Raw genomic sequence first — 23,465 nt, 5'->3', positions numbered from 1 at the left:
AGTGGTGCACCCCCCGGGACTTGAACCCGGAACCCATTGATTAAGAGTCAATTGCTCTGCCAATTGAGCTAGAGGTGCATCTTTTCGCTTCCATCCCCGGGCTTTTTCTTTCCCGTTGATCTCCGCAACGACATGAAACTCTACACGAACTTTTGGTGCAAGTGAAATCGGCGCCTCCTCCGGTGCCCGGCTCACGGCAGGGGCCGCAAAATCAGCGCAAAATCAGGGTTTTCGCCGTTGGTGAGCAGCCATAACCGGCCGTCGGGAGCGAGGATTACGTCGCGGATCCGCCCATACTGCCCTGTGAAATAGGCCACAGGGCTGCCGGCTTCCGTGCCGTTCAGCGGCACTGCCCACAGCCTTTCGCCGCGGAGGGCACCCAGGTAGGCCGTGTGCTCCCTTATCTCAAGGCCGCTGGGGGACGAGTCCCGGGTGGAGGGCCACACAAGTTTGGCGTCCTGGAACCCGGCACGGTGCGGCGCGCCGGTGACCTCCGGCCAGCCGTAGTTGGCCCCCGGCAGGATCAGGTTCAGTTCATCATCCACGTCCGGCCCGAATTCGCTGGCCCAGAGCCGGCCCGATTCGTCCCAGGCCAGGCCCTGGACATTGCGGTGTCCGAGGCTGTAGACGGCGTTGCCGAACGGGTTGCCCGGGGCCGGGGCGCCGCCGGGGGCGAGCCGAAGGATCTTGCCGCCCAGGGCGTTCGGGTCCTGTGGCTGCTCACGCCGCTGGGCGTCCCCGGTGCCCACGTACAGGAAACCATCAGGGCCAAAGCGGATCCGGCCGCCGTTGTGGGTTCCGGCTTTTGGTATCCCGGAGAACACCGTCTCAGGCCGGCCCAGCGCCGGCTGGCCGTCGCCGGTGCCGCCGAGGGTCAGCCGGACCACCCGGTTGTCGTCCTGCGCCGTCAGGTAGGCGTAAAGGTAGTGGTCCGCGCCAAAGTCTGGCGAGAGCGCCAGGCCCAACAAACCGCCCTCGCCGCCAGGCACTACCCCGGGGATCCTGCCGAGGGCCGTGGCCCTCCCGTTCCGGACAGCCTTGATCAGGGCGGTGTCCCGCTCCGAAATGACGGCGGTGCCGTCCGGAAGGAAGACCGCGGACCACGGCGTATCCAACTGGAGGTCCAACCGCTCCTGTATTTCGATGGCGGGGCGGCCGACGGCGGTTCCCGGCGCAGTGCCCGGGGTGCCGCTGTCCGTGGCCGGCGCGGGAGGCATGGGAGGTCCGGTGCAGGCGGCCAGGGCAAGGCAGAGGCAGGACATGGAACAGGACAAGAGAAGAAGGTGCGGCTGCACCAGAAGCCGGGCCAACAGGCGCTGGGCGATCCGGAACGCGCCGGTCAGCCGGCGGGGAAAGCAGGGAAGGCCCGCCGCAATGCGGCGGGCCTTCCTCCTAGTAGAGCCGTTTGCGCCGGGGAGCCCGGAAGCCGGCAGCCTCTGCATGGGCAGCTGACTCGAACCAGACTTCCGCCCTGGTCTGCTCATAGTCGGGATGTCCTTCTTCGTAATAGACCATTTCGGAAGCATTGCCCTTCACGGTGTAGTCCGCAGGACCGCTGCCATCCGGGCCGGGAGCGGCGGAGCCGGCGCCATACGGCTCATCGGCAGCGAGGTGCCCGGCAGGCGATGTGGCCGTGAGGCCATCTCCCTGCCCGGATGGCTCGCTATGGTCCGCCCCGTTCTCCACCAGCGCGGACGACTGTGTCCGGTCCAGCATTTCAGCTTCCGCGGCACCGCCCTGGATGCCGGTGGATACCTGTGGCGCCCGTTCCTGTGGCGCCGGTTCCTGTGGGGTGGTGGATACCGCCGGTTCCTGTGGGGTGGTGGATACCGGCGTCTCCGCCTGGTGCCCGGAGGCCGGTCCGCCGGCCTGCTCCGCGGCTGCCCCGCCGTCGTCGTCGGCGCTTTCAACTGCCGCGGACTCGGCGCCGGGGAGCGTGGGGGCATGGGGTGCGGTGTATTCGTCATGGTGGACGGGGCGGGGCGCCGGCTGCGTTTCCTGTTCCGTTGAGGCCGTCGCCCGGGGCTCCGCTTCATCACGGGTAGCCGCGCCGGGCGATGCCGGGGCAGCGTCTGCGTTACCCGTCGCAGAGGATCCGGAGCGGGGGCCGCTGCCGGCCTCGGACCACTGGGTCTCCCACTCAGCCTGGTCCTCGGCCCGGGCCTGCTCCGCCTGGTCCTGGCCGGGGCCTTCGCCTGTGTCCGGGCCGGAGGCCAGGTGTTCCACCCGGCCGGTGCTGCTGCCGGAAGACGCTGCCGCCGGCCGGGATGAAGCCGACGAGTCGAGGGGTTCCTCCGCCGTGGCCGGCGCGGCAGGCTCGGCAGGCCGGCCAAAGCCCGCTGCCGTGGGAATGCCCGTGGTGCCCGCGGCAGCGGCGGATGCCGCGGCACTGCCGCCTTCCAGGGCTCCGTCACTGCGGGGCCTGTCGCTGCGGGTGCGGTCTGCCGGCGCGCCCGGGGTACCGGCTGACTTATTGCGGTTGAGCAGCCACCAAATGACGGCGGCAATGGCTACTACGAGAATGATCCAGAAAACAATGTCCATGGCAAGCCCTTCGATCCAGATGGCCGGGTGTCCTGTCCCCGACGCTACGTGGGGTCACCACCGCTGTCCAGAGACGCTGTCCAGAGTCGCCGTGCAGAGAAGCTGTGCAGAGACGGCGCAGGTGGCGGGGTGAGGGCCCTTCATGCAGGGGGCGCCGGAAAGGCGGTGCGGGCGGAAGCGTCCCGGATGGTGGACTGCCGGTTCCCCGGCCGGTTCCGCCGCATCGGGCCCGCTTCGGGATTTCACGGTCGTTTTCGTGGGCGCCGGAGCCCTAGACTTTCCCCATGAGCGACGCCCAGACCGAAACTGCGACCAAGCCCGACATCAAACCCCGCAGCCGGGTGGTGACCGACGGCATCCACGCGGCCCCCGCCCGCGGCATGTTCAGGGCTGTGGGCATGGGGGACGACGACTTCGCCAAGCCCCAGGTGGGTGTGGCCAGCTCGTGGAACGAAATCACCCCCTGCAACCTCTCGCTGAACCGGCTCGCCCAGGGCGCCAAGGAAGGCGTCCACGCCGGCGGCGGCTTCCCCATGCAGTTCGGCACCATCTCCGTCTCCGACGGCATCTCCATGGGCCACGAGGGCATGCACTTCTCGCTGGTGTCCCGCGAGGTCATCGCCGACTCCGTGGAAACCGTCATGCAGGCCGAGCGGATCGACGGCTCCGTTTTGCTGGCCGGTTGCGACAAGTCCCTCCCCGGCATGCTCATGGCTGCTGCCCGCCTGGACCTCGCCTCGGTCTTCCTCTACGCCGGCTCCATCATGCCGGGCTGGGTCAAGCTCGAGGACGGTTCCGAGAAGGAAGTCACGCTGATCGATGCCTTCGAAGCGGTTGGCGCCTGCGCGGCCGGCAAGATGAGCATGGAGGACCTTACCCGCATCGAAAAAGCCATCTGCCCCGGCGAAGGGGCCTGCGGCGGCATGTACACGGCCAACACCATGGCCTGCATCGGCGAGGCCCTGGGCATGTCACTCCCCGGATCCGCCGCCCCTCCCTCGGCAGACCGCCGTCGTGACGAATTCGCCCGCAAGTCCGGCGAGGCGGTGGTCAACCTCCTGCGCCAGGGAATCACCGCCCGCGACATCATGACCCGGGAGGCCTTCGAGAACGCCATCGCCGTCACCATGGCATTCGGCGGTTCCACCAATGCCGTCCTGCACCTGCTGGCCATCGCCCGCGAGGCAGAGGTGGAACTGACCCTGGACGACTTCAACCGCATCGGGGACAGGATCCCGCACCTGGGCGACCTCAAGCCGTTCGGGCGCTACGTCATGACCGACGTCGACCGGATCGGCGGAGTGCCCGTCATCATGAAGGCGCTGCTGGACGCCGGCCTGCTGCACGGCGAATGCCTCACCGTCACCGGCAAGACCGTTGCCGAAAACCTCGAAGCCATCAACCCGCCCGATGTGGACGGCAAGATCCTGCGCGCGCTGGACAACCCCATCCACAAGACCGGCGGCATCACCATCCTGCACGGCACCATGGCCCCGGAAGGCGCCGTGGTCAAGAGCGCCGGCTTCGACGCCGACGTCTTCGAGGGCACCGCCCGCGTCTTCGAGCGCGAGCAGGGCGCCCTGGACGCCCTGGACAAGGGGGAGATCAAGGCGGGGGACGTCGTCGTCATCCGCTACGAAGGTCCCAAGGGCGGACCGGGCATGCGCGAAATGCTCGCCATCACCGGGGCCATCAAGGGCGCGGGACTCGGCAAGGATGTCCTGCTCCTCACCGACGGCCGCTTCTCCGGCGGCACCACCGGCCTGTGCATCGGCCACGTTGCACCGGAAGCGGTCGACGGCGGCCCCATCGCCTTCGTGAAGGACGGCGACCGGATCCGCGTGGACATTGCCGCACGCACCTTTGACCTGCTGGTTGACGACGCCGAACTCGAAGCCCGCAAGGTGGGCTGGGAGCCGCTGCCGGCCCGCTACACCAAGGGCGTGCTGGCCAAGTACGCCAAGCTGGTCCACAGCGCCAGCCAAGGCGCCTACACCGGCGTGTGATCCCTTCCCAGCCGATGCGGCGGGGCCGCCGCATCGGTTGGGGCGCTCGGGATCCCGCTTATTGAGCCAACCCGCCTTTTGCGGTCGGCTAGAGTAAGGCTGGAGGGGTGGATCCCGTCCAGGGATCACAACGTGGACTCCTCTGTCCACATGGTGAGATTGGGTGGTCGCTCGTTGACACCCGTCTTGCCAAGAGGGAAAACTGAACGCATGACTTTCGTTACCGCCGGCACCGTCGTCGTCCTTACCAAGCGCGTGGCACATTAGCCTCCACTGGTAACGAACCGTCACGCGCGAACCCCTCACAGAGCCACCAGGCTGAGGGGTTTTTTTATTTCCTCCGCTTTAACCAGTTCCACAACCAACAGAAGATCCACAAGGAAGAGTCCGATGAGCAAAGGATCGCCCATCAGCCCCTCGCTGATGGCCACCAAGTCCGCTGGAGCCGCCAAGGCTCCGGAACGCGCCGACCGGACGGCTGACCATGCCGCCGTCGTCGCCGACCTTGCTGCCGTCTCTCCTGTCCTTGGGCCGAACAACGTCGTACCCCCGACGGTGATGACCGGCTCGCAAGCAATCGTCCGCTCGCTCGAAGAACTCGGCGTCGACGACATTTTCGGTTTGCCCGGTGGCGCGATCCTGCCCACCTACGACCCCTTGATGGCCTCCACCATGAACCACGTGCTGGTCCGTCACGAACAGGGAGCCGGCCACGCCGCGCAAGGCTACGCCATGGTCACGGGGCGGGTGGGCGTCTGCATCGCCACCTCCGGCCCCGGCGCCACCAACCTCGTCACCGCCATCATGGATGCCCACATGGACTCCGTGCCCCTGGTGGCCATCACCGGCCAGGTCTCCAGCGGGGTCATCGGCACCGATGCCTTCCAGGAAGCGGACATCGTGGGCATCACCATGCCCATCACCAAGCACTCCTTCCTGGTGACCGACCCCAACGACATTCCGCATGTCATGGCTGAAGCCTTCCACCTGGCCTCCACGGGCCGCCCCGGCCCGGTGCTGGTAGACGTGGCGAAAGATGCCCAGGTGGGCCAGATGACGTTTTCCTGGCCGCCGAAGATCGACCTGCCCGGCTACCGTCCCGTTACCCGGGGCCACAACAAGCAGGTGCGGGAGGCGGCCAAGCTGATTGCCGCCTCCACCAAGCCCGTCCTTTACGTTGGCGGCGGTGTGGTCAAGGCGCATGCTTCCGCCGAACTGCGTGCCCTCGCCGAAGCGACCGGCGCACCTGTCGTGACCACCCTGATGGCCAAGGGCGCCTTCCCGGACTCGCACCCACAGCACGTCGGCATGCCCGGCATGCACGGCAGCGTTTCCGCCGTGACCGCCCTGCAGCAGTCAGACCTCCTGATCACGCTCGGTGCCCGCTTCGATGACCGCGTCACCGGCGTCCTGAAGACCTTCGCGCCCAACGCCAAGGTGATCCACGCCGACATCGATCCCGCGGAAATCTCCAAGAACCGCACCGCGGACGTGCCCATCGTCGGTTCCGTAAAGGAAATCATCCCGGAACTGACCGAGGCAGTGCGCAGCCAGTTCGAGGCGTCCGGCACCCCGGACCTGACCACCTGGTGGGCCTTCCTGAACAACCTCAAGGAAACCTACCCGCTGGGCTGGACCGAACCCGACGACGGCCTGATTGCCCCGCAGAAGGTCATCAAGCGCATCGGTGAACTGACCGGACCCGAGGGCGTCTACGTGGCCGGCGTGGGCCAGCACCAGATGTGGGCTGCCCAGTTCATCAAGTACGAGCGCCCGCACGCCTGGCTGAACTCCGGCGGCGCCGGCACCATGGGCTACGCCGTCCCGGCGGCCATGGGCGCCAAGGTGGGGGAGCCGGACCGCGTGGTCTGGGCCATCGACGGCGACGGCTGCTTCCAGATGACCAACCAGGAACTGGCCACCTGCGCCATCAACAACATTCCCATCAAGGTGGCTGTCATCAACAACTCCTCGCTGGGCATGGTGCGGCAGTGGCAGACCCTCTTCTACGAGGGCCGCTACTCGAACACCGACCTCAACACCGGCCACGACACCGTCCGCATCCCGGACTTCGTCAAGCTGGGCGAGGCCTACGGCTGCGCCTCGTTCCGTGTTGAACGCGAAGAGGACATCGACGCCACCATCCAGAAGGCCCTCGAAATCAACGACCGCCCCGTGGTCATCGACTTCGTGGTGAGCCCCAACTCCATGGTGTGGCCAATGGTGCCCGCCGGCGTGAGCAACGACCAGATCCAGGTTGCCCGCAACATGACCCCGGAATGGGAAGAGGAAGACTGAGCATGAGCCGCCACACACTTTCCGTCCTGGTTGAGGACAAGCCCGGCGTCCTGACCCGCGTGGCCAGCCTCTTCGCCCGCCGCGCCTTCAACATCAACTCCCTGGCCGTTGGCCCCACCGAAGTGCCGGGCGTTTCCCGCATGACGGTGGTGGTCGACGCCGACGGCGACCTCATCGAACAGGTCACCAAGCAGCTCAACAAGCTGGTCAACGTCATCAAGATTGTTGAGCTCACCCCAGAATCTTCCGTACAGCGCGACCACATCCTGGTCAAGGTACGTGCGGATGCCGCAACACGCCTGCAGGTAACCCAGGCCGCAGACCTGTTCCGCGCCTCAGTGGTGGACGTGTCCACCGACTCCGTCGTCATTGAGGCCACCGGCCATCCCGAAAAGCTCACTGCACTGCTTTCAGTGCTGGAGCCCTTCGGCATCCGCGAAATTGTGCAGTCCGGCACCCTGGCCGTTGGACGGGGATCCCGCTCCATGAGTGACCGGGCGCTCCGTTCCGCCTAGGCGTCCAGCCACGGCGGGACCGCGCCCGTAACCGCAGCACCGCAAGACCACTATCTACAACCACTCAAGAGGAGTTACGCAAGTGACTGAAATGTTCTACGACGACGACGCCGACCTGTCGATCATCCAGGGCCGCAAAGTTGCCATTGTTGGCTACGGATCCCAGGGCCACGCCCACGCGCTCAACCTGCGCGATTCCGGCGTCGAGGTCGTCATCGCCCTGAAGGACGGCTCCAAGTCCACCGCCAAGGCACAGGACGCCGGCTTCACGGTCAAGAACGTCGCCGACGCCGCCGAATGGGCCGACGTCATCATGATCCTCGCGCCGGACCAGCACCAGCGCGCCATCTACAACGACTCCATCAAGGACAAGCTGACCGCCGGCAAGGCCCTGGCCTTCGCCCACGGCTTCAACATCCGCTTCGGCTACATCCAGGCTCCGGAAGGCGTCGACGTCATCCTGGTCGCCCCCAAGGCTCCGGGCCACACCGTCCGCCGCGAATTCGAAGCAGGCCGCGGCATCCCCGACATCATCGCCGTCGAACAGGACGCATCAGGCAAGGCCTGGGACCTGGCAAAGTCCTACGCCAAGGCCATCGGCGGCACCCGCGCCGGCGTCATCAAGACCACCTTCACCGAAGAGACCGAAACGGACCTCTTCGGCGAGCAGGCGGTCCTCTGCGGCGGCGTTTCCCAGCTGATCCAGTACGGCTTCGAAACCCTCACCGAGGCCGGCTACCAGCCGCAGATCGCCTACTTCGAGGTCCTGCACGAGCTCAAGCTCATTGTTGACCTCATGTGGGAAGGCGGCATCGCCAAGCAGCGCTGGAGCGTTTCCGACACCGCTGAATACGGCGACTACGTCTCCGGCCCGCGCGTCATCACGCCCCAGGTGAAGGAAAACATGAAGGCCGTCCTGGCCGACATCCAGTCCGGTGCCTTCGCCAAGCGCTTCATCGAGGACCAGGACAACGGCGGCGTGGAGTTCAAGGAGCTCCGCGCCAAGGCTGAGCAGCACCCCATCGAGGAAGTCGGCCGTGAACTGCGCGCCCTCTTCTCCTGGCAGCAGCAGGACGCCGACTACGTGGAAGGCTCCGCAGCCCGCTAAGGCGGCCGGGACAACCCCATAGATGGCAACGGTGAGGCCGGGTTCACACTTAACAATGTGAGCCCGGCCTTTCCGTCGGCCTAGACTTGTTTCCATCCCCAGGACTGCAACGCAGAGGATCAGCCGTGTCAAAACCCGTAGTACTGCTCGCCGAAGAACTTTCCCCCGCCACCGTCGAGGCCCTCGGCCCGGACTTTGAGATCCGCCAGACCGACGGCGCCGACCGTTCCCAGCTGCTCTCGGCAATCAGTGACGTGGACGCCATCCTGGTCCGCTCCGCCACCCAGGTTGATGCCGAAGCCATTGCTGCGGCCAAGAACCTGAAGGTCATCGCCCGCGCCGGGGTTGGGCTCGACAACGTGGACATCAAGGCCGCCACCCAGGCCGGCGTCATGGTGGTCAACGCCCCCACGTCCAACATCGTCTCCGCGGCCGAACTCACCGTAGGCCACATCCTCAGCCTCGCCCGCCACATCCCGCAGGCCAGCGCCGCCCTGAAGGACGGCGAGTGGAAGCGCTCCAAGTACACCGGCATCGAACTGTTCGAAAAGAAGATCGGCATCATCGGCCTGGGCCGCATCGGTGCCCTGGTGGCAGCCCGGCTCAAGGGCTTCGACACCAAGATCCTCGCCTACGACCCCTACATCACCTCCGCCCGCGCCGCGCAGCTCGGCGTGCAGCTGGTCACCCTGGACGAACTCCTGGCCCAGTCCGACTTCATCACCATCCACATGCCCAAGACGCCGGAAACCGTCGGCATGCTGGGCGCGGACGCCTTCAGGAAGATGAAGAACACCGCCTACGTCGTCAACGTCGCCCGCGGCGGCCTCGTCGACGAGGAAGCCCTCTTCACCGCACTGCAGGACGGCGAGATCGCCGGCGCCGGCGTCGACGTCTTCGCCAAGGAGCCCAGCACCGACCTGCCGTTCTTCAAGCTCGACAACGTCGTGGTCACCCCGCACCTGGGCGCCTCAACGGACGAAGCCCAGGAAAAGGCCGGCGTCTCCGTGGCCAAATCCGTCCGGCTGGCCCTCGCCGGCGAACTGGTGCCGGACGCCGTCAACGTCGCCGGCGGCGTCATCGCCCCCGACGTCCGCCCGGGCATCCCGCTGATCGAGAAGCTGGGCCGCATCTTCACGGCGCTGACCCACGCATCCCTGACCCAGTTCGACGTCGAAGTGGCAGGCGAAATCTCCTCCCTCGATGTCAAGGTGCTGGAACTGGCCGCGCTGAAGGGGATTTTCGCCGACGTCGTCACCGAGCAGGTGTCCTACGTCAACGCCCCCGTCATCGCCGAACAGCGCGGCATCAACGTCCGCCTGATCACCACCCCGGAGACCGAGTCCTACCGCAACGTCCTGACCCTGCGCGGCGCCCTCAGCGACGGCAGCCAGATCTCCGTGGCCGGCACCCTGACCGGCCCCAAGCAGATCGAGAAGCTGGTGGGCATCAACGGCTTCGAGGTGGAAATCCCCATCAGCGAGCACCTGGTGGTGGTGGCCTACACCGACCGGCCCGGCGTCATCGGAACCATTGGCCACATCCTCGGCATGAACAACATCAACATCGCCGGCATGCAGGTGGCCCGCTCCAACGAGGGCGGCCAGGTCCTTGCCCTGCTGACGATCGACAGCTCCGTTCCCCAGCAGGTGCTGGACGCCATCAAGGCCGGTATTGGCGCCGAGATGGTCCGGGAAGTGGACCTGGAAGACTAACGCGACACACCGGCCGAAACGCCGTAACCGCATCTCCGCTGGGGTACCTCCACGCGGAGCCACGTATGATTGGCCGGTCTGCTTACAATGGCTTGGTCCTGATTCAGGACCGTAGCCGGCAGGCCGGCCAATACCTTTTGCACATCCGTCCGCCATGCTCCACGTCTGCCCGGGCGGATGGAAGTGTGCGCACGCAATCCAGGTTTCAGGGAGTTCCATGAACGCCGTCCAGAGGTTCATCAGAAGCAGGGTGCTGCTGTTGACCGCGGCCATCTTGATCGCAGCCATGTGCTTGTCGGTCCTCGTCCAAAGCCAGTCACAGGCTGCGCTCAACCGGACGGTTGATGAAAATTCGAGGGGGCTCTACGACATCCTGGTCCAGGCCAAGGCCCCCGCCGGAGCCCTCCTGCAGCCGGAGATCGCCAACGGTGCCGGCGGCATCGGCTTCGACCAGCTCGATTCCATCCGGAAGCTGTCCGGCACCTCGGTGGCCGCCCCCATCAGCCTCGTGTCCCGGGTGACCCAGAACCTGGAAACACCCCGGCTCGACGCCATGGACTACCTCGGCTACAACGCCGGACTCGCGGGCACCGCCACGGCGGACCAGGCGGCCGGCGCCACCGCGCCGGACAAGTGGCCCGCCGCTGAATCGGTGCTGACCGATGCTGCCAAGAAGTACCGCCTGACCGCCAGCGCGGTCAGCTCCGACGGCAACTCCGAACAGACGCTCTTCAAGACCACCGCCGAAGGAACCCTCGGCAAGGCCCGCCTCGTGGAGGAGAAGGCCCAGGGCGGCAGCAGCATCCGCATCGCCGCCCCGGCAGGGGAGACCGGCATCAAGTTCCCCGCCCCCGCCGGTGGATCCGAACACAACCTCTTCAACCTCTCCGTGGCCCTGCCGCTGGCACCCGAGGTCACCGAATCCGTCGTGGCCGTGGACCCGGCCGCCGAACGCGCCCTGCTGGGCTCCGCCGGCGACTTCCTGGCACCGCTGGAGAAGGCGCCGCCCGCAGACGCCCGGGACGCAGGCGCCGTGGGCCGCTACCTGGAAGGGCTGTTCACCAACGGCATCAGCATGGACCAGCTCAAGGAGGGACCGGACTTCCTGGGCGTCAAGCTCAAGTACTGGGCCCCCCTGATGACCCAGTACCAGCAGGCCAAGCGCACGGGCCAGCTGACCAGCGGCTCCCAGGCTGTTCCGCTGATCGTGCGTTCCGGCACGTCCCTGGACCTGAAGTACAACGTCAAGATCGAGGAAATCGACGACGCCGGCAAGGTGGTCAAGGACGTCGGCACCGTGTCGAAGTCCCTGGGCAAGGATTACCTGCCGTTCGTCTCCAAGGACCCGTTCGTGCTGTCCTGGCCGGGCTCCACCGACCACTCGTCCCTGCTGGGCAACAACGGCAACTTCAACCCCGGCCTGTACACGCCGGCCAAGTGGAGCACCGACTTCGCCGGTGCCCCCAAATACACGGACGGTGACACCGCGGCCAACGGCGCCGTGGACAAGGCCGCCGTGCCGGGCGAATGGGTCACCGTCAACCGCCTGCCGGACAAGGCAGCCAACGGCGCGCCCGTTGACCAGACCCAGCGCGACCCGGTGGACGAACGGTCCTACCGGGACAACCTCTCCACCGGCCAGCAGCAGGCCGCAACACCGCTTCCCATGGTGTACGGCACCTTCGACCCGGCAGCCGTGGAGGCAGCATCCGGCGACGTCAACAAGCTCCCGCTGGGCGGGTACGACCCCACGCCGTTCTCCCTGGTCAAGGATGCCGCCGGCAAGGACGTGCCGCAGGCAGAGCTGAAGCCTTCGCTGAGCGCCACGGGGCTGGCCAGCCAGTCCGCCGGCGCCATCACCGACTACTACGGCCTGGCAGCTGCCCGCGGCTACAAGCAGAACGCCGCCGTCATCGATGCCGTCCGCGTCCGCGCCAAGGCGCCGGGCAGCTGGAAGGACGCCCAGCCGGAGGTTGAGAAGCTTGCCGCCGAGATCCGCGACATGGGCCTTGACGCCACCGTGGTGGCCGGGTCGGCCCGCGAGGACACCAGTATCTTCGTCCCCGGCTACTCGAAGGACGGAGCCGGCAAGGAGTCCGCGCTCGGAACCGTGAATCAGTCCTGGGTCCGGCAGAACGCCGCCGAAGCTGTCACGGGGGCGCTCTCCGGAACCAACATCACCCTGCTCTTCCTGACGCTGTGCGGAGCGGCCCTGCTGACCGGCGCGTCCACCGTGAGCTACATCCGGAAGCGCCGCAGCGAAGCGGGCACCCTGCGGGCCATGGGATGGACGCAGCGGCGGATCCGCAGCTGGGTGCTGGAGGAATTCGGCGTGGGGGCAGTGCTCCTTGCCGCAGTCGGCATCCTGTTGAGCCTGTTGAGCTGGAGCCTGGCCACCGCGCTGGTGTGCGCGGCCGTCCTGGTCCTGTACTGCGGCGCCGCACTGTTTGCGGCCCAGCAGCTGCGCCACCGCGACGAGATCGACCAGGAGCCGCAGCATGACGAGCGGCTCATCCCGGTTGACTCCCCGCTGACCTTCGCCAACCGGCAGCTGTCCACGAACAAGTTCAACACCCTTGCCCTGGCCGTCGCCGTCGGCGTCTTCGGCGCGGCCGTGGGCGGCCTCATCGCCCTGCTGATCGACATCCCGCGGGCAGCTGGAGCCAGCGCCCTCAGCGGCCTGGCCGCTGCCAGCGTCACCCTGCCCAGCATCCTGTTGGCGCTTGCGGGCGTGGCCGTGGGACTTGTGCTGACCCTCGTGACGGGCCGCTTCGAGCTCAACGCCAAGCGCCAGTACCTGGGAATCCTCCAGGCCATGGGCTGGAACCCGGACATGCTCCGCCAGGTCCGGTTGTTCGAAAACGCGCTGGTGGGAACCGTGGCCCTGCCCCTGGGCGTGCTGGGCGCCCTGGGCATCGGCCTGCTGCTGGCCCCCTACGCAGCCATCTGGGCTGCGGTGGCCGGCCTGCTGGCTGTAATTTGCTGGATACCGATTGCAACGAAAGTAGTCCAATGACAAACCCGACGAACGTCCAGCGCAGCCGCCGGAGCGGCTCCAACGAGGTCCCCCTGCAGACCCGTGCGAACACCATCGTCAAGTCCGCGGACCACGCCACCCCGCTGGAGATGCGCGACATCACCATCCGCTACGGCGGCGGCAAGGGCGGGGCCGAGGCCGTCAGCGTCGTCGAAGGCTTCGACCTGACGCTGCACGCGGGCGAGATGCACTGCGTCGCCGGCCGCAGCGGATCCGGCAAGACCAGCATCCTCACCGTCGGCGCAGGACTTACCCTGCCGACGTCGGGCCGGGTCTTCTGGGAAGGCGATTCCCTCGAAAGCATGGGCGACGACGAAATCGCCGACCGCCGTCGTGCCCTCATCGGATACGTCGACCAGGGCGGTGCCCTGATCGACGGCATGAGCGCTCTGGAAAACGTGCTCCTGCCCGCCGTCCCCGACGGCGAAGTGGACCAGAGGCGCGACATGGCCAAGGACCTGCTGGATCTGGTGGGACTGGGCCGGCGCATGCGGCACCGCCCGGCCCAGCTGTCCGGCGGTGAACGGCAGCGGGTGGCCATTGCCCGCGCCCTGATCCTTGGCACCAGGGTCCTGGTGGTGGATGAGCCCACCGCATCCCTGGACCGCGCCTCCGCCAACCGCATCATCAGCATCCTGAAGGACACCACCAATGACGGCATTGCCGTGCTGGTGGCCTCGCACGACCACGAACTGGTCCGGCTCAGCGATACCCTGACAGAACTGATCTAGCCCACCCCTCCGTACCGAAGGTAACCGTCCGACCGTGACAGCTTCAGAGAAAACGCCGTTCTACATCACCACGGCCATCACCTATCCCAACGGGGTGCCGCACATCGGCCACGCCTACGAGTACATAGCCACCGATGCCATGGCGCGGTTCAAGCGCCTGGACGGCTATGACGTGATGTTCCTGACCGGCACGGACGAGCACGGCATGAAGATTGCCCAGACCGCCGAAAAGGAAGGCATCACGCCCAAGGAGCTGGTGAACCGGAACGCTGAGGTCTACAAGGCGGCGCATGCCGCCCTGGGCATCAGCTACGACCGCTTCATCCGCACCACGGACGAGGACCACTACGCGGCGTCCCAGGCCATCTGGAAGAAGATGGAAGCCAACGGCGACATCTACCTGGACAAGTACGAGGGCTGGTACTCCGTCCGGGACGAGGCGTTCTACGCCGAGGATGAAACGGTGGTGAAGGACGACGGCGTGCGCTACTCGAAAGAGACGGACACCGAGGTCACCTGGACGGCGGAGGAGAGCTACTTCTTCCGGCTGTCCGCCTACCAGGACAAACTCCTGGCCCTGTACGGGTCCCACCCCGAGTTCGGCGCCCCGCAGTACCGGTTCAACGAGGTCATCAGCTTCGTCAAGCGCGGCCTGGAGGACCTGTCCATCAGCCGGACCACCTTCGACTGGGGAGTGCCGGTCCCCGGCAATGACAAGCATGTCATGTACGTCTGGGTGGACGCGCTGACCAACTACCTCACCGGCGTTGGCTACCCGGATACGGAGTCGGAGAAGTTCCGGAAGTACTGGCCAGCCGACGTCCACATCATCGGCAAGGACATCTCCCGCTTCCACGCCATCTACTGGCCGGCCTTCCTGATGAGCGCCGGGCTGGAGTTGCCCAAGCGGGTCATGATCCACGGATTCCTGCACAACAACGGGGTCAAGATGTCCAAGTCCCTGGGCAACGTGGTGGCCCCGGCAGACTTCGTGGCCAGGTACGGCCTGGACCAGGTGCGGTACTTCTTCCTGCGCGAGGTGCCGTTCGGCGCCGACGGCAGTTACAACCATGAGGCCATCGTGGGCCGGATGAACGCCGACCTGGCCAACAACTTCGGCAACCTCGCCCAGCGGTCCCTGTCCATGGTGGCCAAGAACTGCGGTGCAGCCGTGCCCGCTCCGGGGGAGTTCACGGCCGCGGACGCTGCCATCCTCGCCCAGGCCAACGGACTGCTGGAAGCGGCACGGGCCGCCTTCGACAAGCAGGAATTCAGCCGCGCCCTGGAGGCCATCTGGGCCGTGCTGCACCACACCAATGCCTACTTCGCCGAGCAGGCGCCGTGGGTGCTGCGGAAGACCGACGTCGAACGCATGAACACCGTCCTGTACGTGACGCTCGAGGTGCTGCGGATCGTGGCCATCCTGTCCCAGCCCGTCATGCCGGACGCCACCGCGAAACTGCTTGACGCCCTGGGCCAGGCGGACGGCGATGCCCGGCTGTTCGCGGCGATCGCCGCCCCGATCGTCCCGGGCACCCCGCTGCCGGCGCCCGCCCCCGTCTTCCCCAAATTCGAGGAACCGGCGGAGTAACGCTCCCGCAGCCCGCGCGGGGATGCGCTCGTGTCCACAAAATGAGACAGGTTGACCAGCATATGGATGGCTTGGCTACCCTGAAGACATGAGCGCATCCTCCATCGATCTTGCAGTTATTCCCGGCGACGGCATCGGCCCCGAGGTCATTGCCGAAGCCCTCAAAGTCCTGGAAAAGGCTGTGGCCGCGGAGGGTGTGGAGCTCAAGCCCACGCACTACGAACTGGGTGCCGAGCACTGGCTGCGCACCGGCGAAACCCTTCCGGACCATGTGCTGGCGGACCTGAAGACCCGCGACGCCATCCTTTTCGGCGCAGTCGGGGCCGCTCCCGGCGACACCCGGATACCGTCCGGCATCATCGAGCGTGAACTGCTCCTCAAGCTCCGCTTCAGCCTTGACCACTACGTCAACCTGCGCCCCTCCCGGCTGTACGGAACCGTCGGCAGCCCGCTCGCCAACCCCGGCACCATCGACTTCATCGTGGTCCGCGAAGGTACCGAAGGCCCCTACGTCGGCAACGGCGGCACCCTGCGCGCCGGCACCCCGCATGAGGTTGCCACCGAGGTTTCGCTGAACACCGCACACGGCGTGGAGCGCGTTGTCCGCGACGCGTTCCGCCGCGCCAGCGCCCGGGAGCGCAAGCACGTCACCCTGGTGCACAAGCACAACGTCCTGGTCTTCGCCGGCCACCTCTGGAAGCGCACCGTCGAAGCCGTGGCACAGGAGTTCCCCGAGGTCACCCACGACTACCTGCACGTGGACGCCGCCACCATCTTCATGGTGACAGACCCGTCCCGCTTCGATGTCATCGTCACGGACAACCTGTTCGGCGACATCATCACCGACCTCGCCGCGGCCATCACCGGCGGCATCGGCCTGGCGGCCTCCGGCAACATCAACATGGACCGCACCGCGCCGTCCATGTTCGAACCGGTCCACGGCTCCGCCCCGGATATTGCCGGCCAGGGCAAGGCCGACCCCACCGCGGCCATCCTCTCCGCGGCCCTCCTGCTGGACCACCTTGGCTACACCGAAGCCGCCCGGAGGATCGAAGCCGCCGTGGTTGCCGACGTCGAAAAGCGCGACGGCACCGCACGCGGCACCAGCGCCATCGGCGACGCCATCGCCGCCGGCCTCTAGCCCGCGCCGGGGCCTCCGGCATCGGGCGTAAGCTTGTCTCGAATCACCAAATGCCGCCCCGCCGTTCAGCGCTGAACCAAGGGCGGCCGATCGTGGAGGAACCATGACCCAGACCGCCCATGGCGTCGAATTCACCCGGCAGCCTTCGGCCAACCCGAAGTCCGCCGAAGAGCGTGCAGCCATCCTGGCAAACCCGGGATTCGGCAACTACTTCACCGACCACACCGCCGTCGTCGACTACAGCGTTGACGCGGACGGCAACGGCGGCTGGCACGATGCCCGGATCGAACCGTACGGTCCGATCGTCCTGGACCCCTCCGCCGCCGTCTTCCACTACGGCCAGGAGATTTTCGAAGGGCTCAAGGCCTACCGGCACGCCGACGGCTCCGTCTGGACCTTCCGGCCGGAGGCCAACGCGGCGCGGCTGAACAAGTCCGCCCGCCGCCTGGCGCTGCCGGAACTGCCGGCCGAGTACTTCCTCGGCGCCATCCGCGAACTGGTGGCCGTCGACAAGGAATGGGTGCCCTCCGGCGACGGCGAGGCCCTCTACCTGCGGCCCTTCATGATCGCCACAGAGGCCTTCCTGGGCGTGCGCGCCGCCCGCGAGGTGTCCTTCCGCGTCATCGCCTCACCCGCCGGCAACTACTTCGGCGGCGAGCTGAAGCCCGTCTCCATCTGGATCTCGCGGCAGTACGCCCGCGCCGGCCGCGGCGGCACCGGCGACGCCAAGTGCGGCGGCAACTATGCGGCCTCGCTCATCGCGCAGCAGGAGGCGGAGGCCAACGGCTGCAAGCAGGTCCTCTTCCTTGACCACTTCAATGATGACGCCGTGGAGGAACTGGGCGGCATGAACGTGTTCTTCGTGATGAAGGACGGTTCCCTCGTTACGCCTGCCCTCACCGGCACCATCCTGGAAGGCGTCACCCGGATGTCGGTGATCCAGGTGGCCAAGGACATGGGCCGCGAGGTCGCGGAGCGGAAGATCACCCTGGACGAGTGGCGCGACGGCGTTGCCTCCGGCGACATCACCGAGGTCTTCGCCTGCGGCACCGCAGCCGTGATCACACCCATCGGCGTCCTCAAGGACGCCACCGAGTTCATCGGCTCCGAGGACGCGAAAGCGGGGGAGACCACCATGGCCATCCGGGAAAAGCTCCTGGGCATCCAGACCGGCGCAGAGCCGGACACCCACGGCTGGCTGACCCGCGTGGCCTAGTTCTCCTCGCAGGACGTACGACGGCGCCTGCCGGGCTTTGGTCCCGGCAGGCGCCGTTTCCGTCTGCAAGGATGGGTCAGTGACCTCTGTTTCCGGCCCCGGCCTGCAGCGCAGCTCCCCGCTTTCGCAGTTCATCCTTGCCCCAAACCCAGGCCCCATGAGCCTGGACGGCACCAACTCCTACGTCCTGGCCGCCCCCGGACAAGACTCCGTGGTGGTCGTCGACCCCGGCCCGGCGGACGAAACGCACCTGCGGGCACTTGCCGGTGCCGGCGCCGTCGAACTCATCCTGGTGACCCACCGCCATGCCGACCACACCGCCGGCTCCGCCCGCCTGCACGCAGTGACCGGGGCGCCGGTCCGGGCCGCGGACCCCACCCACTGCCACGGCGGGGGAGAGCCCCTGGCCCACGGGGATGTCCTCCGGGCAGCCGGGGTGGAGATCACAGTCCTGGCCACGCCCGGCCACACCTCGGACTCCGTCTGCTTCCACCTGCCCGCGGACGGACCGGCCGGTTCGGTGCTGACCGGCGACACCGTCCTGGGCCGCGGAACCACCGTCCTGGACTATCCCGACGGCACGCTGGGCGACTACCTTGCCTCGCTGGACCGGCTCGAGGCGCTCGGGCCGGCCACCGTCCTCCCGGCGCACGGCCCGGCCCTGCCGTCCCTTGAAGCCATTGCGCGCAGTTATCGGGCACACCGGGAGGAACGGCTGGCCCAGATCCGCGCGGTGCTGCACCGGCTGGGCCGCGACGCGTCCGTCGGTGACGTCACTGACGCCGTCTATGCCGACGTCGGGCCTTCCGTCCGGCGTGCTGCCGAACTCTCCGTGGCCGCGCAGCTTTCCTACCTGCGCGGCGGCGACGGGCAGGGCGCTGCCGCTGGGACGGTAGGGTAGGAGCCATGCGTATTGCCAGGTTTGTAGTCGATTCCGATCCCCTGTACGGCGTTGTGGAAGGTGAACCGGGCAGTGAGGAAATCACTGTCATCCACGGCGACCCCTTCTTCAACGGAGTGGAGCGCACCTCCGTGCGGCACAAGCTGGAGGACGTCCGGCTGCTGGCCCCGATCATCCCCCGTAGCAAGGTGATTGGCGTCGGCCGGAACTTCGTGGAGCACGCCCGCGAACTGGGCAACGAGGTGCCCGCCCAGCCGCTGCTGTTCCTCAAGCCGAACACCGCCGTCGTGGGTCCGAACGACCCCGTCGTGCTGCCCGAATTCTCCGAGGAAGTCTCCTTCGAAGCCGAACTCTGCGTGGTGATCGGCCGCATCTGCAAGGACGTTCCGGAAGACCGCGTGGACGACGTCATCTTCGGGTACACCTGCGGTAACGACCTCACCGCACGCGACGTGCAGAAAACGGACCTGCAGTGGACGCGCGCCAAGGGCTTCGACACGTCCGCCCCGCTGGGGCCCTGGATCGAGACCGACCTGGATACGGAGGACCTGCAGATCCAGGGCAGGCTCAATGGCGAGGTGCGCCAGGACGGCAGCACCAGCCAGATGATCCGCGGCGTCCGCGAACTGGTGTCCATCGTCTCGCAGGCGTTTACCCTGCTCCCTGGCGACGTGATCATGACCGGTACCCCTGCCGGAGTGGGGCTGGTCAAGGAGGGCGACCGCTTCGAGGTCGAAATCGAAGGGATCGGGCGGCTCTCCAACCCCATCGTCCGCCGCTAGGCAGGGCCGCCGGCGGGAAGGAGGCACCCGGGCAGGCGGGTAAAGTTGAAGCCACTATGAGTATCGCTTCTTCGTCACCTGCCGCCTCCATCCCGCCCGTCACCGCAGAAACCCCCGTCCGGGTGCGTTTCTGCCCCTCGCCCACGGGCACCCCGCACGTGGGGCTGATCCGGACCGCCCTGTTCAACTGGGCCTACGCCCGCCATACCAAGGGCACGCTGGTCTTCCGGATCGAGGACACGGACGCGGCACGGGACAGCGAGGAGAGCTACCACCAGCTGTTGGACGCGCTGAAGTGGCTGGGCATCGACTGGGACGAGGGCGTTGAGGTGGGTGGCCCGCACGAGCCGTACCGGCAGTCCCAGCGCGGCGACATCTACCAGGACGTCATCAAGCGGCTGCACGACGGCGGCTTCATCTACGAATCCTTCTCCACCCCGGAGGAGATCGAGGCGCGCCACCGAGCCGCCGGCCGGGACCCCAAGCTTGGCTACGACGGCTTTGACCGGCACCTGACCGAAGAGCAGCTGGCGCAGTACCGGGCAGAGGGCCGGCAGGCAGTCCTCCGCCTGCGCATGCCGGACGAGGACATCACCTTCACCGACCTGGTCCGCGGCGACATCACGTTCAAGGCCGGATCCGTGCCCGACTTCGCCGTGGTGCGCGCCAACGGCGCCCCGCTCTACACGCTGGTCAACCCGGTGGATGATGCACTCATGGGCATCACCCATGTCCTGCGCGGCGAGGACCTGCTCAGCTCGACGCCCCGGCAGATCGCCCTCTACCGGGCGCTCTACGCCATCGGCGTTGCCGAGTACATGCCGGAGTTCGGCCACCTGCCCTACGTGATGGGCCAGGGCAACAAGAAGCTCTCCAAGCGTGACCCCGAGTCCAGCCTCTTCCTGCACCGCGAGCGGGGCTTCATCCCCGAAGGCCTGCTGAACTACCTCTCCCTGCTGGGCTGGTCCCTGAGCGCGGACGAGGACATCTTCACCGTCGAGCAGCTCGTGGAGCACTTCGACATCCACGACGTCCTGGGCAACCCGGCCCGCTTCGACCTGAAGAAGGCCGAAGCCATCAACGGCACCCACGTCCGGATGCTCGAGCCCACGGTGTTCCGCGACCGCGTGGCGCACTACCTGCGCGAAGCGGACCTGGTGGGGGAAATCCTGACGGACCGCGAGGAAGAGATCCTCACCGAGGCCGCGCCCCTGATCCAGGAGCGCATCACGCTGCTGGGTGAAGCCCCGGACATGCTCGCCTTCCTGTTCAAGGCCGACGACGCCATCGATATTGCCGATGACGCCCGCAAGGGCCTGCCGGCCAACCTTCCCGAGGTGCTCGATGCCGCCATCGCCGCACTGGAACCGCTGGCGGAATGGACGGCGGAGAACATCCAGTCCGCCCTGAAGCAGGCCCTCGTGGAAGACATGGGGATCAAGCCGCGCCTTGCCTTCGGCCCCGTGCGGACCGCAGTCTCCGGCCGCCGCGTGTCGCCGCCGCTGTTCGAGTCCATGGTGATCCTGGGCAAGGAGTCTTCCCTGCGCCGGCTCCGCGCCTTCCGCGGCTGATGACGGCTCCCAGCGAGGCACCGGCCGGAACCCCGGATATCCGCTTCGGCGTTGTCCGCGGTGTCCTGTTCGATATTGACGACACCCTGGTGGACCTCGAGTACTCCATGACCACCGCCCTGCGGGAGGTCAGCGAACATCTCCTGCCCGGCCTGGACCAGGCCGGGTGGGAGCGGTTCGGGCGTATTTTCACCCACGAAACAACGCATTACTACGACCGGTACTTGGCCGGGGAGATCACGTTCAACGAGCAGCGGCTGCTTCGGGGCAGGGCAGCCTTGGGCCACTTCGGCGTTGACCTTTCCGACGGCGAGGAATCACACCAGTGGCTGACCGCCTATATGGAAAAGCAGCCTGCCTACGTCAAGCCGTTTCCGGATGTGGCGCCCCTGCTGGATGCACTGGACCGCGCCGGGATCCCCTACGGTGCCGTGAGCAACAACGTCCACGACTACCAGCGGGCCAAGCTGGACGGTGCCGGCCTGGAGCGCGTCAAGCACCTGGTGGGGACGGACACCCTCGGCGTCGCCAAACCCGACCCGGCGATCTACCTCGAAGGCGTCCGCCTGCTCGGCACCAGCCCTGCCGAAACACTTTACGTGGGTGACAACCGCCTCCTGGATGCGGAAGGGTCGACGGCGGCAGGGCTGGCAGGCGTGTGGCTCAACAGGGTGGGTGAAGTTGTTGAGGGCTTCGACGGCACCGCCGTCAGCACCCTGGCCGATCTTCTCCCGCTGTTCCTTCGATAACAGCCCCGGGCTACGCGCGGGGCCGCAGGGCCCGCCGCCGCAGGACCAGGTACGCCACGGCCGCAGCGGCCACCAGGCACCCGACCAGCAACAGCGCCACGGCCGGGTTGTCCAGCCATGATGACGGCGACACGGCCGCCACCTTGGTGTGCAGTTCCTTGGTGCCGGCGGCGATCCGTGCATTGCCGTCGGCGAGCTTTCCGGCCCCGTCAGCGAGTTTGCCCGACCCGTCATCCAGCTTGCTGTTGCCGTCGGCGAGCTGCCCGGTTCCATCGGCCAGCCGCGCTGAACCTGACTGCAGTTGGCCGGTTCCACCACTGAGGGCCACGGTGCCGTCCGCGAGCGCCTGGGTTCCCGCCAGCAGGCCGGGGTCCGCCGGATCGCCGCCGCCATTGATTCCCGCGCTGAGCCTGGTGGTCCCGTCCTGGAGGTTGTTGGCGGCATAAATCAGCCCGGGGCGGTCCGGATCGCCCGGCACGCCGTCCATACCCACCCGGATCTTCGCCGTTCCCTCGGCCAGCATGGAGGTACCCAGCACCACGCCTGGGTTCTGCGGGTCTGTCGCATTAAGCTTTTCCGCCAGGGTTGCGAAGCCTGCCTTCAGCCGCCCCGCACCAGTGTCCAGCTGGCTGGCTCCCGTGCTCACCCTGGCCGTTCCTGACTTCAGCTGACCAGCGCCGTCATTGAGCTTTGCTGCCCCCGCATCAAGCTGGGCCGCCCCTGCGAAGGCCCGCCGCCCGCCGTCGGCAAGCTTGGCAATCTGGTCCTTGACCACCGCAAGCGGCACCAGGCCCCCTGGGCCGTTGGCGGCGGCCTCGAGCTGGTCCAGGCCCTGGCTGAGCGCGGCGAGTCCATCGCCCTTGGTGGGGTCGTTGCCGGCTCCGGGATAACCCTTCAGCTGGGCTGTCCCGTTTTTCAGAGTTGCAGTCCCGGCGGCCAGGCCCGCTGCGCCGGCGTCCAGCTGGGCCGCACCCGCCGCGAGCTGCCCACTGCCCGCCGCCAGCTGCCCCGCACCGTCGGCAAGGTTGTCCGGCGCGTTGCCGGCCTGCGTGGGCGTCAGGGCTGCGGAGAGGGCGACGGCGCCTGCCTGCAGTTTCCGAGCCCCGTCATCCACTTGGTAGACGCCGGGCACCAGCTTGTTCAGGACGTCGTTCTGAAGCTTCGTGGTGCCGGCGTGCAGCTTGTCCACCCCTGGGGCAAGCTGGTCCCTGACGCCGGAGAAAATCCTGCCGGCGCCCGCCTGGAGGGCTGAAGCCCCGGCGTTGAGTGCAGAGCTGCCTTCCTTGATTTTGGCGGCGCCGTCCTCCACCTGGGCTGCACCTTTGTTTGCTGCCCCCGCGCCGGTGGCGAGCTGGCCTGAACCATCCTTGAGCTGGGCAGCTCCGGAGGCCGCCTGCTCGGCGCCGTCCATCAGCTGGGCGGCTCCATGTGAGATCTGGCCTGTGAGGTAGGTGTAAAAGGCTATGAACAGGGTCAGCAGCACGGAGAGCGCGATGATGGCGATCGGTCTGGACCGGGTTCCGGGCTTGGTTACTGCCATGGTTTCAGTGCGGGTTGTCA

The 23,465-nt window shown here is 67.2% G+C and carries 17 protein-coding genes and 1 tRNA gene; 14 read left to right on the top strand and 4 right to left on the bottom strand.

Going from position 1 to position 23,465, the window contains the following annotated elements; genetic code table 11:
* Positions 1 to 2: 2 nt before the first annotated feature.
* From PUN71_RS03215 to PUN71_RS03205, 3 genes are all read right to left on the bottom strand, one after another.
* Positions 3 to 78 (bottom strand) — tRNA-Lys (locus PUN71_RS03215).
* Positions 79 to 191: 113 nt separating this feature from the next.
* On the bottom strand, positions 192 to 1,262 hold the full coding sequence (locus PUN71_RS03210; RefSeq protein WP_502860017.1) for a PQQ-dependent sugar dehydrogenase: 1,071 nt from the start codon (positions 1,260 to 1,262) through the stop codon (positions 192 to 194).
* Between the two features lie 130 nt (positions 1,263 to 1,392).
* Positions 1,393 to 2,544, bottom strand: a complete 1,152-nt coding sequence (locus PUN71_RS03205; RefSeq protein WP_277797335.1) for a sunset domain-containing protein — start codon at positions 2,542 to 2,544, stop codon at positions 1,393 to 1,395.
* A gap of 284 nt (positions 2,545 to 2,828) precedes the next feature.
* On the opposite strand from PUN71_RS03205, the gene ilvD reads away from it, so the two are divergent.
* The 14 genes from ilvD to PUN71_RS03135 all read left to right on the top strand — a co-directional run bounded on the left by ilvD (position 2,829) and on the right by PUN71_RS03135 (position 21,905).
* The gene (gene ilvD / locus PUN71_RS03200; protein WP_277797334.1) at positions 2,829 to 4,550 is read left to right on the top strand and encodes a dihydroxy-acid dehydratase; all 1,722 of its coding nucleotides are present in this window, start codon (positions 2,829 to 2,831) and stop codon (positions 4,548 to 4,550) included.
* Between the two features lie 390 nt (positions 4,551 to 4,940).
* Positions 4,941 to 6,848 (top strand): acetolactate synthase large subunit, encoded by a 1,908-nt coding sequence (locus PUN71_RS03195; protein ID WP_277797333.1) that lies wholly within the window; start codon positions 4,941 to 4,943, stop codon positions 6,846 to 6,848.
* A 2-nt stretch (positions 6,849 to 6,850) separates the two neighbouring features.
* Positions 6,851 to 7,363 (top strand): acetolactate synthase small subunit, encoded by a 513-nt coding sequence (gene ilvN, locus PUN71_RS03190; RefSeq protein ID WP_043453275.1) that lies wholly within the window; start codon positions 6,851 to 6,853, stop codon positions 7,361 to 7,363.
* An 82-nt stretch (positions 7,364 to 7,445) separates the two neighbouring features.
* Entirely contained in the window at positions 7,446 to 8,471 is a 1,026-nt protein-coding gene (gene ilvC / locus PUN71_RS03185; RefSeq protein WP_277797332.1) for a ketol-acid reductoisomerase, read from the top strand.
* Positions 8,472 to 8,596: 125 nt separating this feature from the next.
* Positions 8,597 to 10,186, top strand: coding sequence for a phosphoglycerate dehydrogenase (serA, locus tag PUN71_RS03180; RefSeq protein ID WP_043453271.1), 1,590 nt, complete (start codon positions 8,597 to 8,599; stop codon positions 10,184 to 10,186).
* A gap of 217 nt (positions 10,187 to 10,403) precedes the next feature.
* Positions 10,404 to 13,202, top strand: coding sequence for an ABC transporter permease (locus PUN71_RS03175; RefSeq protein ID WP_277797331.1), 2,799 nt, complete (start codon positions 10,404 to 10,406; stop codon positions 13,200 to 13,202).
* A complete protein-coding gene (locus tag PUN71_RS03170; protein ID WP_043453267.1) occupies positions 13,199 to 13,954 on the top strand; it encodes an ABC transporter ATP-binding protein in 756 nt (251 codons plus the stop codon). Before PUN71_RS03175 ends, PUN71_RS03170 begins: the two co-directional genes overlap by 4 nt.
* A 34-nt stretch (positions 13,955 to 13,988) precedes the next feature.
* Complete coding sequence (gene metG, locus PUN71_RS03165) at positions 13,989 to 15,545, top strand: methionine--tRNA ligase (protein WP_277797330.1); 1,557 nt, start codon at positions 13,989 to 13,991, stop codon at positions 15,543 to 15,545.
* A gap of 88 nt (positions 15,546 to 15,633) precedes the next feature.
* Complete coding sequence (locus PUN71_RS03160) at positions 15,634 to 16,686, top strand: 3-isopropylmalate dehydrogenase (RefSeq protein WP_110540975.1); 1,053 nt, start codon at positions 15,634 to 15,636, stop codon at positions 16,684 to 16,686.
* A 103-nt stretch (positions 16,687 to 16,789) separates the two neighbouring features.
* The gene (locus PUN71_RS03155; RefSeq protein WP_277797329.1) at positions 16,790 to 17,902 is read left to right on the top strand and encodes a branched-chain amino acid aminotransferase; all 1,113 of its coding nucleotides are present in this window, start codon (positions 16,790 to 16,792) and stop codon (positions 17,900 to 17,902) included.
* Positions 17,903 to 17,981: 79 nt separating this feature from the next.
* Positions 17,982 to 18,803, top strand: coding sequence for an MBL fold metallo-hydrolase (locus PUN71_RS03150; protein ID WP_277797328.1), 822 nt, complete (start codon positions 17,982 to 17,984; stop codon positions 18,801 to 18,803).
* 5 nt (positions 18,804 to 18,808) lie between these two features.
* The gene (locus PUN71_RS03145) at positions 18,809 to 19,585 is read left to right on the top strand and encodes a fumarylacetoacetate hydrolase family protein (RefSeq protein WP_277797327.1); all 777 of its coding nucleotides are present in this window, start codon (positions 18,809 to 18,811) and stop codon (positions 19,583 to 19,585) included.
* 56 nt (positions 19,586 to 19,641) lie between these two features.
* A complete protein-coding gene (gltX, locus tag PUN71_RS03140) occupies positions 19,642 to 21,156 on the top strand; it encodes a glutamate--tRNA ligase (protein ID WP_043453241.1) in 1,515 nt (504 codons plus the stop codon).
* Positions 21,156 to 21,905 (top strand): HAD family hydrolase, encoded by a 750-nt coding sequence (locus PUN71_RS03135; protein WP_277797326.1) that lies wholly within the window; start codon positions 21,156 to 21,158, stop codon positions 21,903 to 21,905. The genes gltX and PUN71_RS03135 overlap by 1 nt, the downstream gene beginning before the upstream one ends.
* Before the next feature lie 10 nt (positions 21,906 to 21,915).
* Here the strand turns inward: PUN71_RS03135 and PUN71_RS03130 are convergent, their stop codons facing one another.
* The gene (locus tag PUN71_RS03130) at positions 21,916 to 23,445 is read right to left on the bottom strand and encodes a hypothetical protein (RefSeq protein ID WP_277797325.1); all 1,530 of its coding nucleotides are present in this window, start codon (positions 23,443 to 23,445) and stop codon (positions 21,916 to 21,918) included.
* Positions 23,446 to 23,465 lie beyond the last annotated feature (20 nt).

This window comes from Arthrobacter sp. NQ7 (assembly GCF_029581595.2).
Taxonomy (GTDB): domain Bacteria; phylum Actinomycetota; class Actinomycetes; order Actinomycetales; family Micrococcaceae; genus Arthrobacter; species Arthrobacter phenanthrenivorans_B.
Note: the sequence above shows the minus strand (reverse complement) of the source record. Positions and strands in the feature narration are given on the sequence as shown.

Excerpts from the sequence above, each read along its gene's own strand:
- PUN71_RS03175 (WP_277797331.1), top strand. The coding sequence starts at position 10,404 with ATGAACGCCGTCCAGAGGTTCATCAGAAGCAGGGTGCTGCTGTTGACC.
- PUN71_RS03160 (WP_110540975.1), top strand. The coding sequence starts at position 15,634 with ATGAGCGCATCCTCCATCGATCTTGCAGTTATTCCCGGCGACGGCATC.
- PUN71_RS03195 (WP_277797333.1), top strand. The coding sequence starts at position 4,941 with ATGAGCAAAGGATCGCCCATCAGCCCCTCGCTGATGGCCACCAAGTCC.
- PUN71_RS03135 (WP_277797326.1), top strand. The coding sequence starts at position 21,156 with ATGACGGCTCCCAGCGAGGCACCGGCCGGAACCCCGGATATCCGCTTC.
- PUN71_RS03205 (WP_277797335.1), bottom strand. The coding sequence starts at position 2,544 with ATGGACATTGTTTTCTGGATCATTCTCGTAGTAGCCATTGCCGCCGTC.
- gltX (WP_043453241.1), top strand. The coding sequence starts at position 19,642 with ATGAGTATCGCTTCTTCGTCACCTGCCGCCTCCATCCCGCCCGTCACC.
- PUN71_RS03170 (WP_043453267.1), top strand. The coding sequence starts at position 13,199 with ATGACAAACCCGACGAACGTCCAGCGCAGCCGCCGGAGCGGCTCCAAC.
- PUN71_RS03155 (WP_277797329.1), top strand. The coding sequence starts at position 16,790 with ATGACCCAGACCGCCCATGGCGTCGAATTCACCCGGCAGCCTTCGGCC.
- PUN71_RS03130 (WP_277797325.1), bottom strand. The coding sequence starts at position 23,445 with ATGGCAGTAACCAAGCCCGGAACCCGGTCCAGACCGATCGCCATCATC.
- PUN71_RS03145 (WP_277797327.1), top strand. The coding sequence starts at position 18,809 with ATGCGTATTGCCAGGTTTGTAGTCGATTCCGATCCCCTGTACGGCGTT.
- PUN71_RS03210 (WP_502860017.1), bottom strand. The coding sequence starts at position 1,262 with ATGTCCTGCCTCTGCCTTGCCCTGGCCGCCTGCACCGGACCTCCCATG.
- ilvN (WP_043453275.1), top strand. The coding sequence starts at position 6,851 with ATGAGCCGCCACACACTTTCCGTCCTGGTTGAGGACAAGCCCGGCGTC.
- ilvD (WP_277797334.1), top strand. The coding sequence starts at position 2,829 with ATGAGCGACGCCCAGACCGAAACTGCGACCAAGCCCGACATCAAACCC.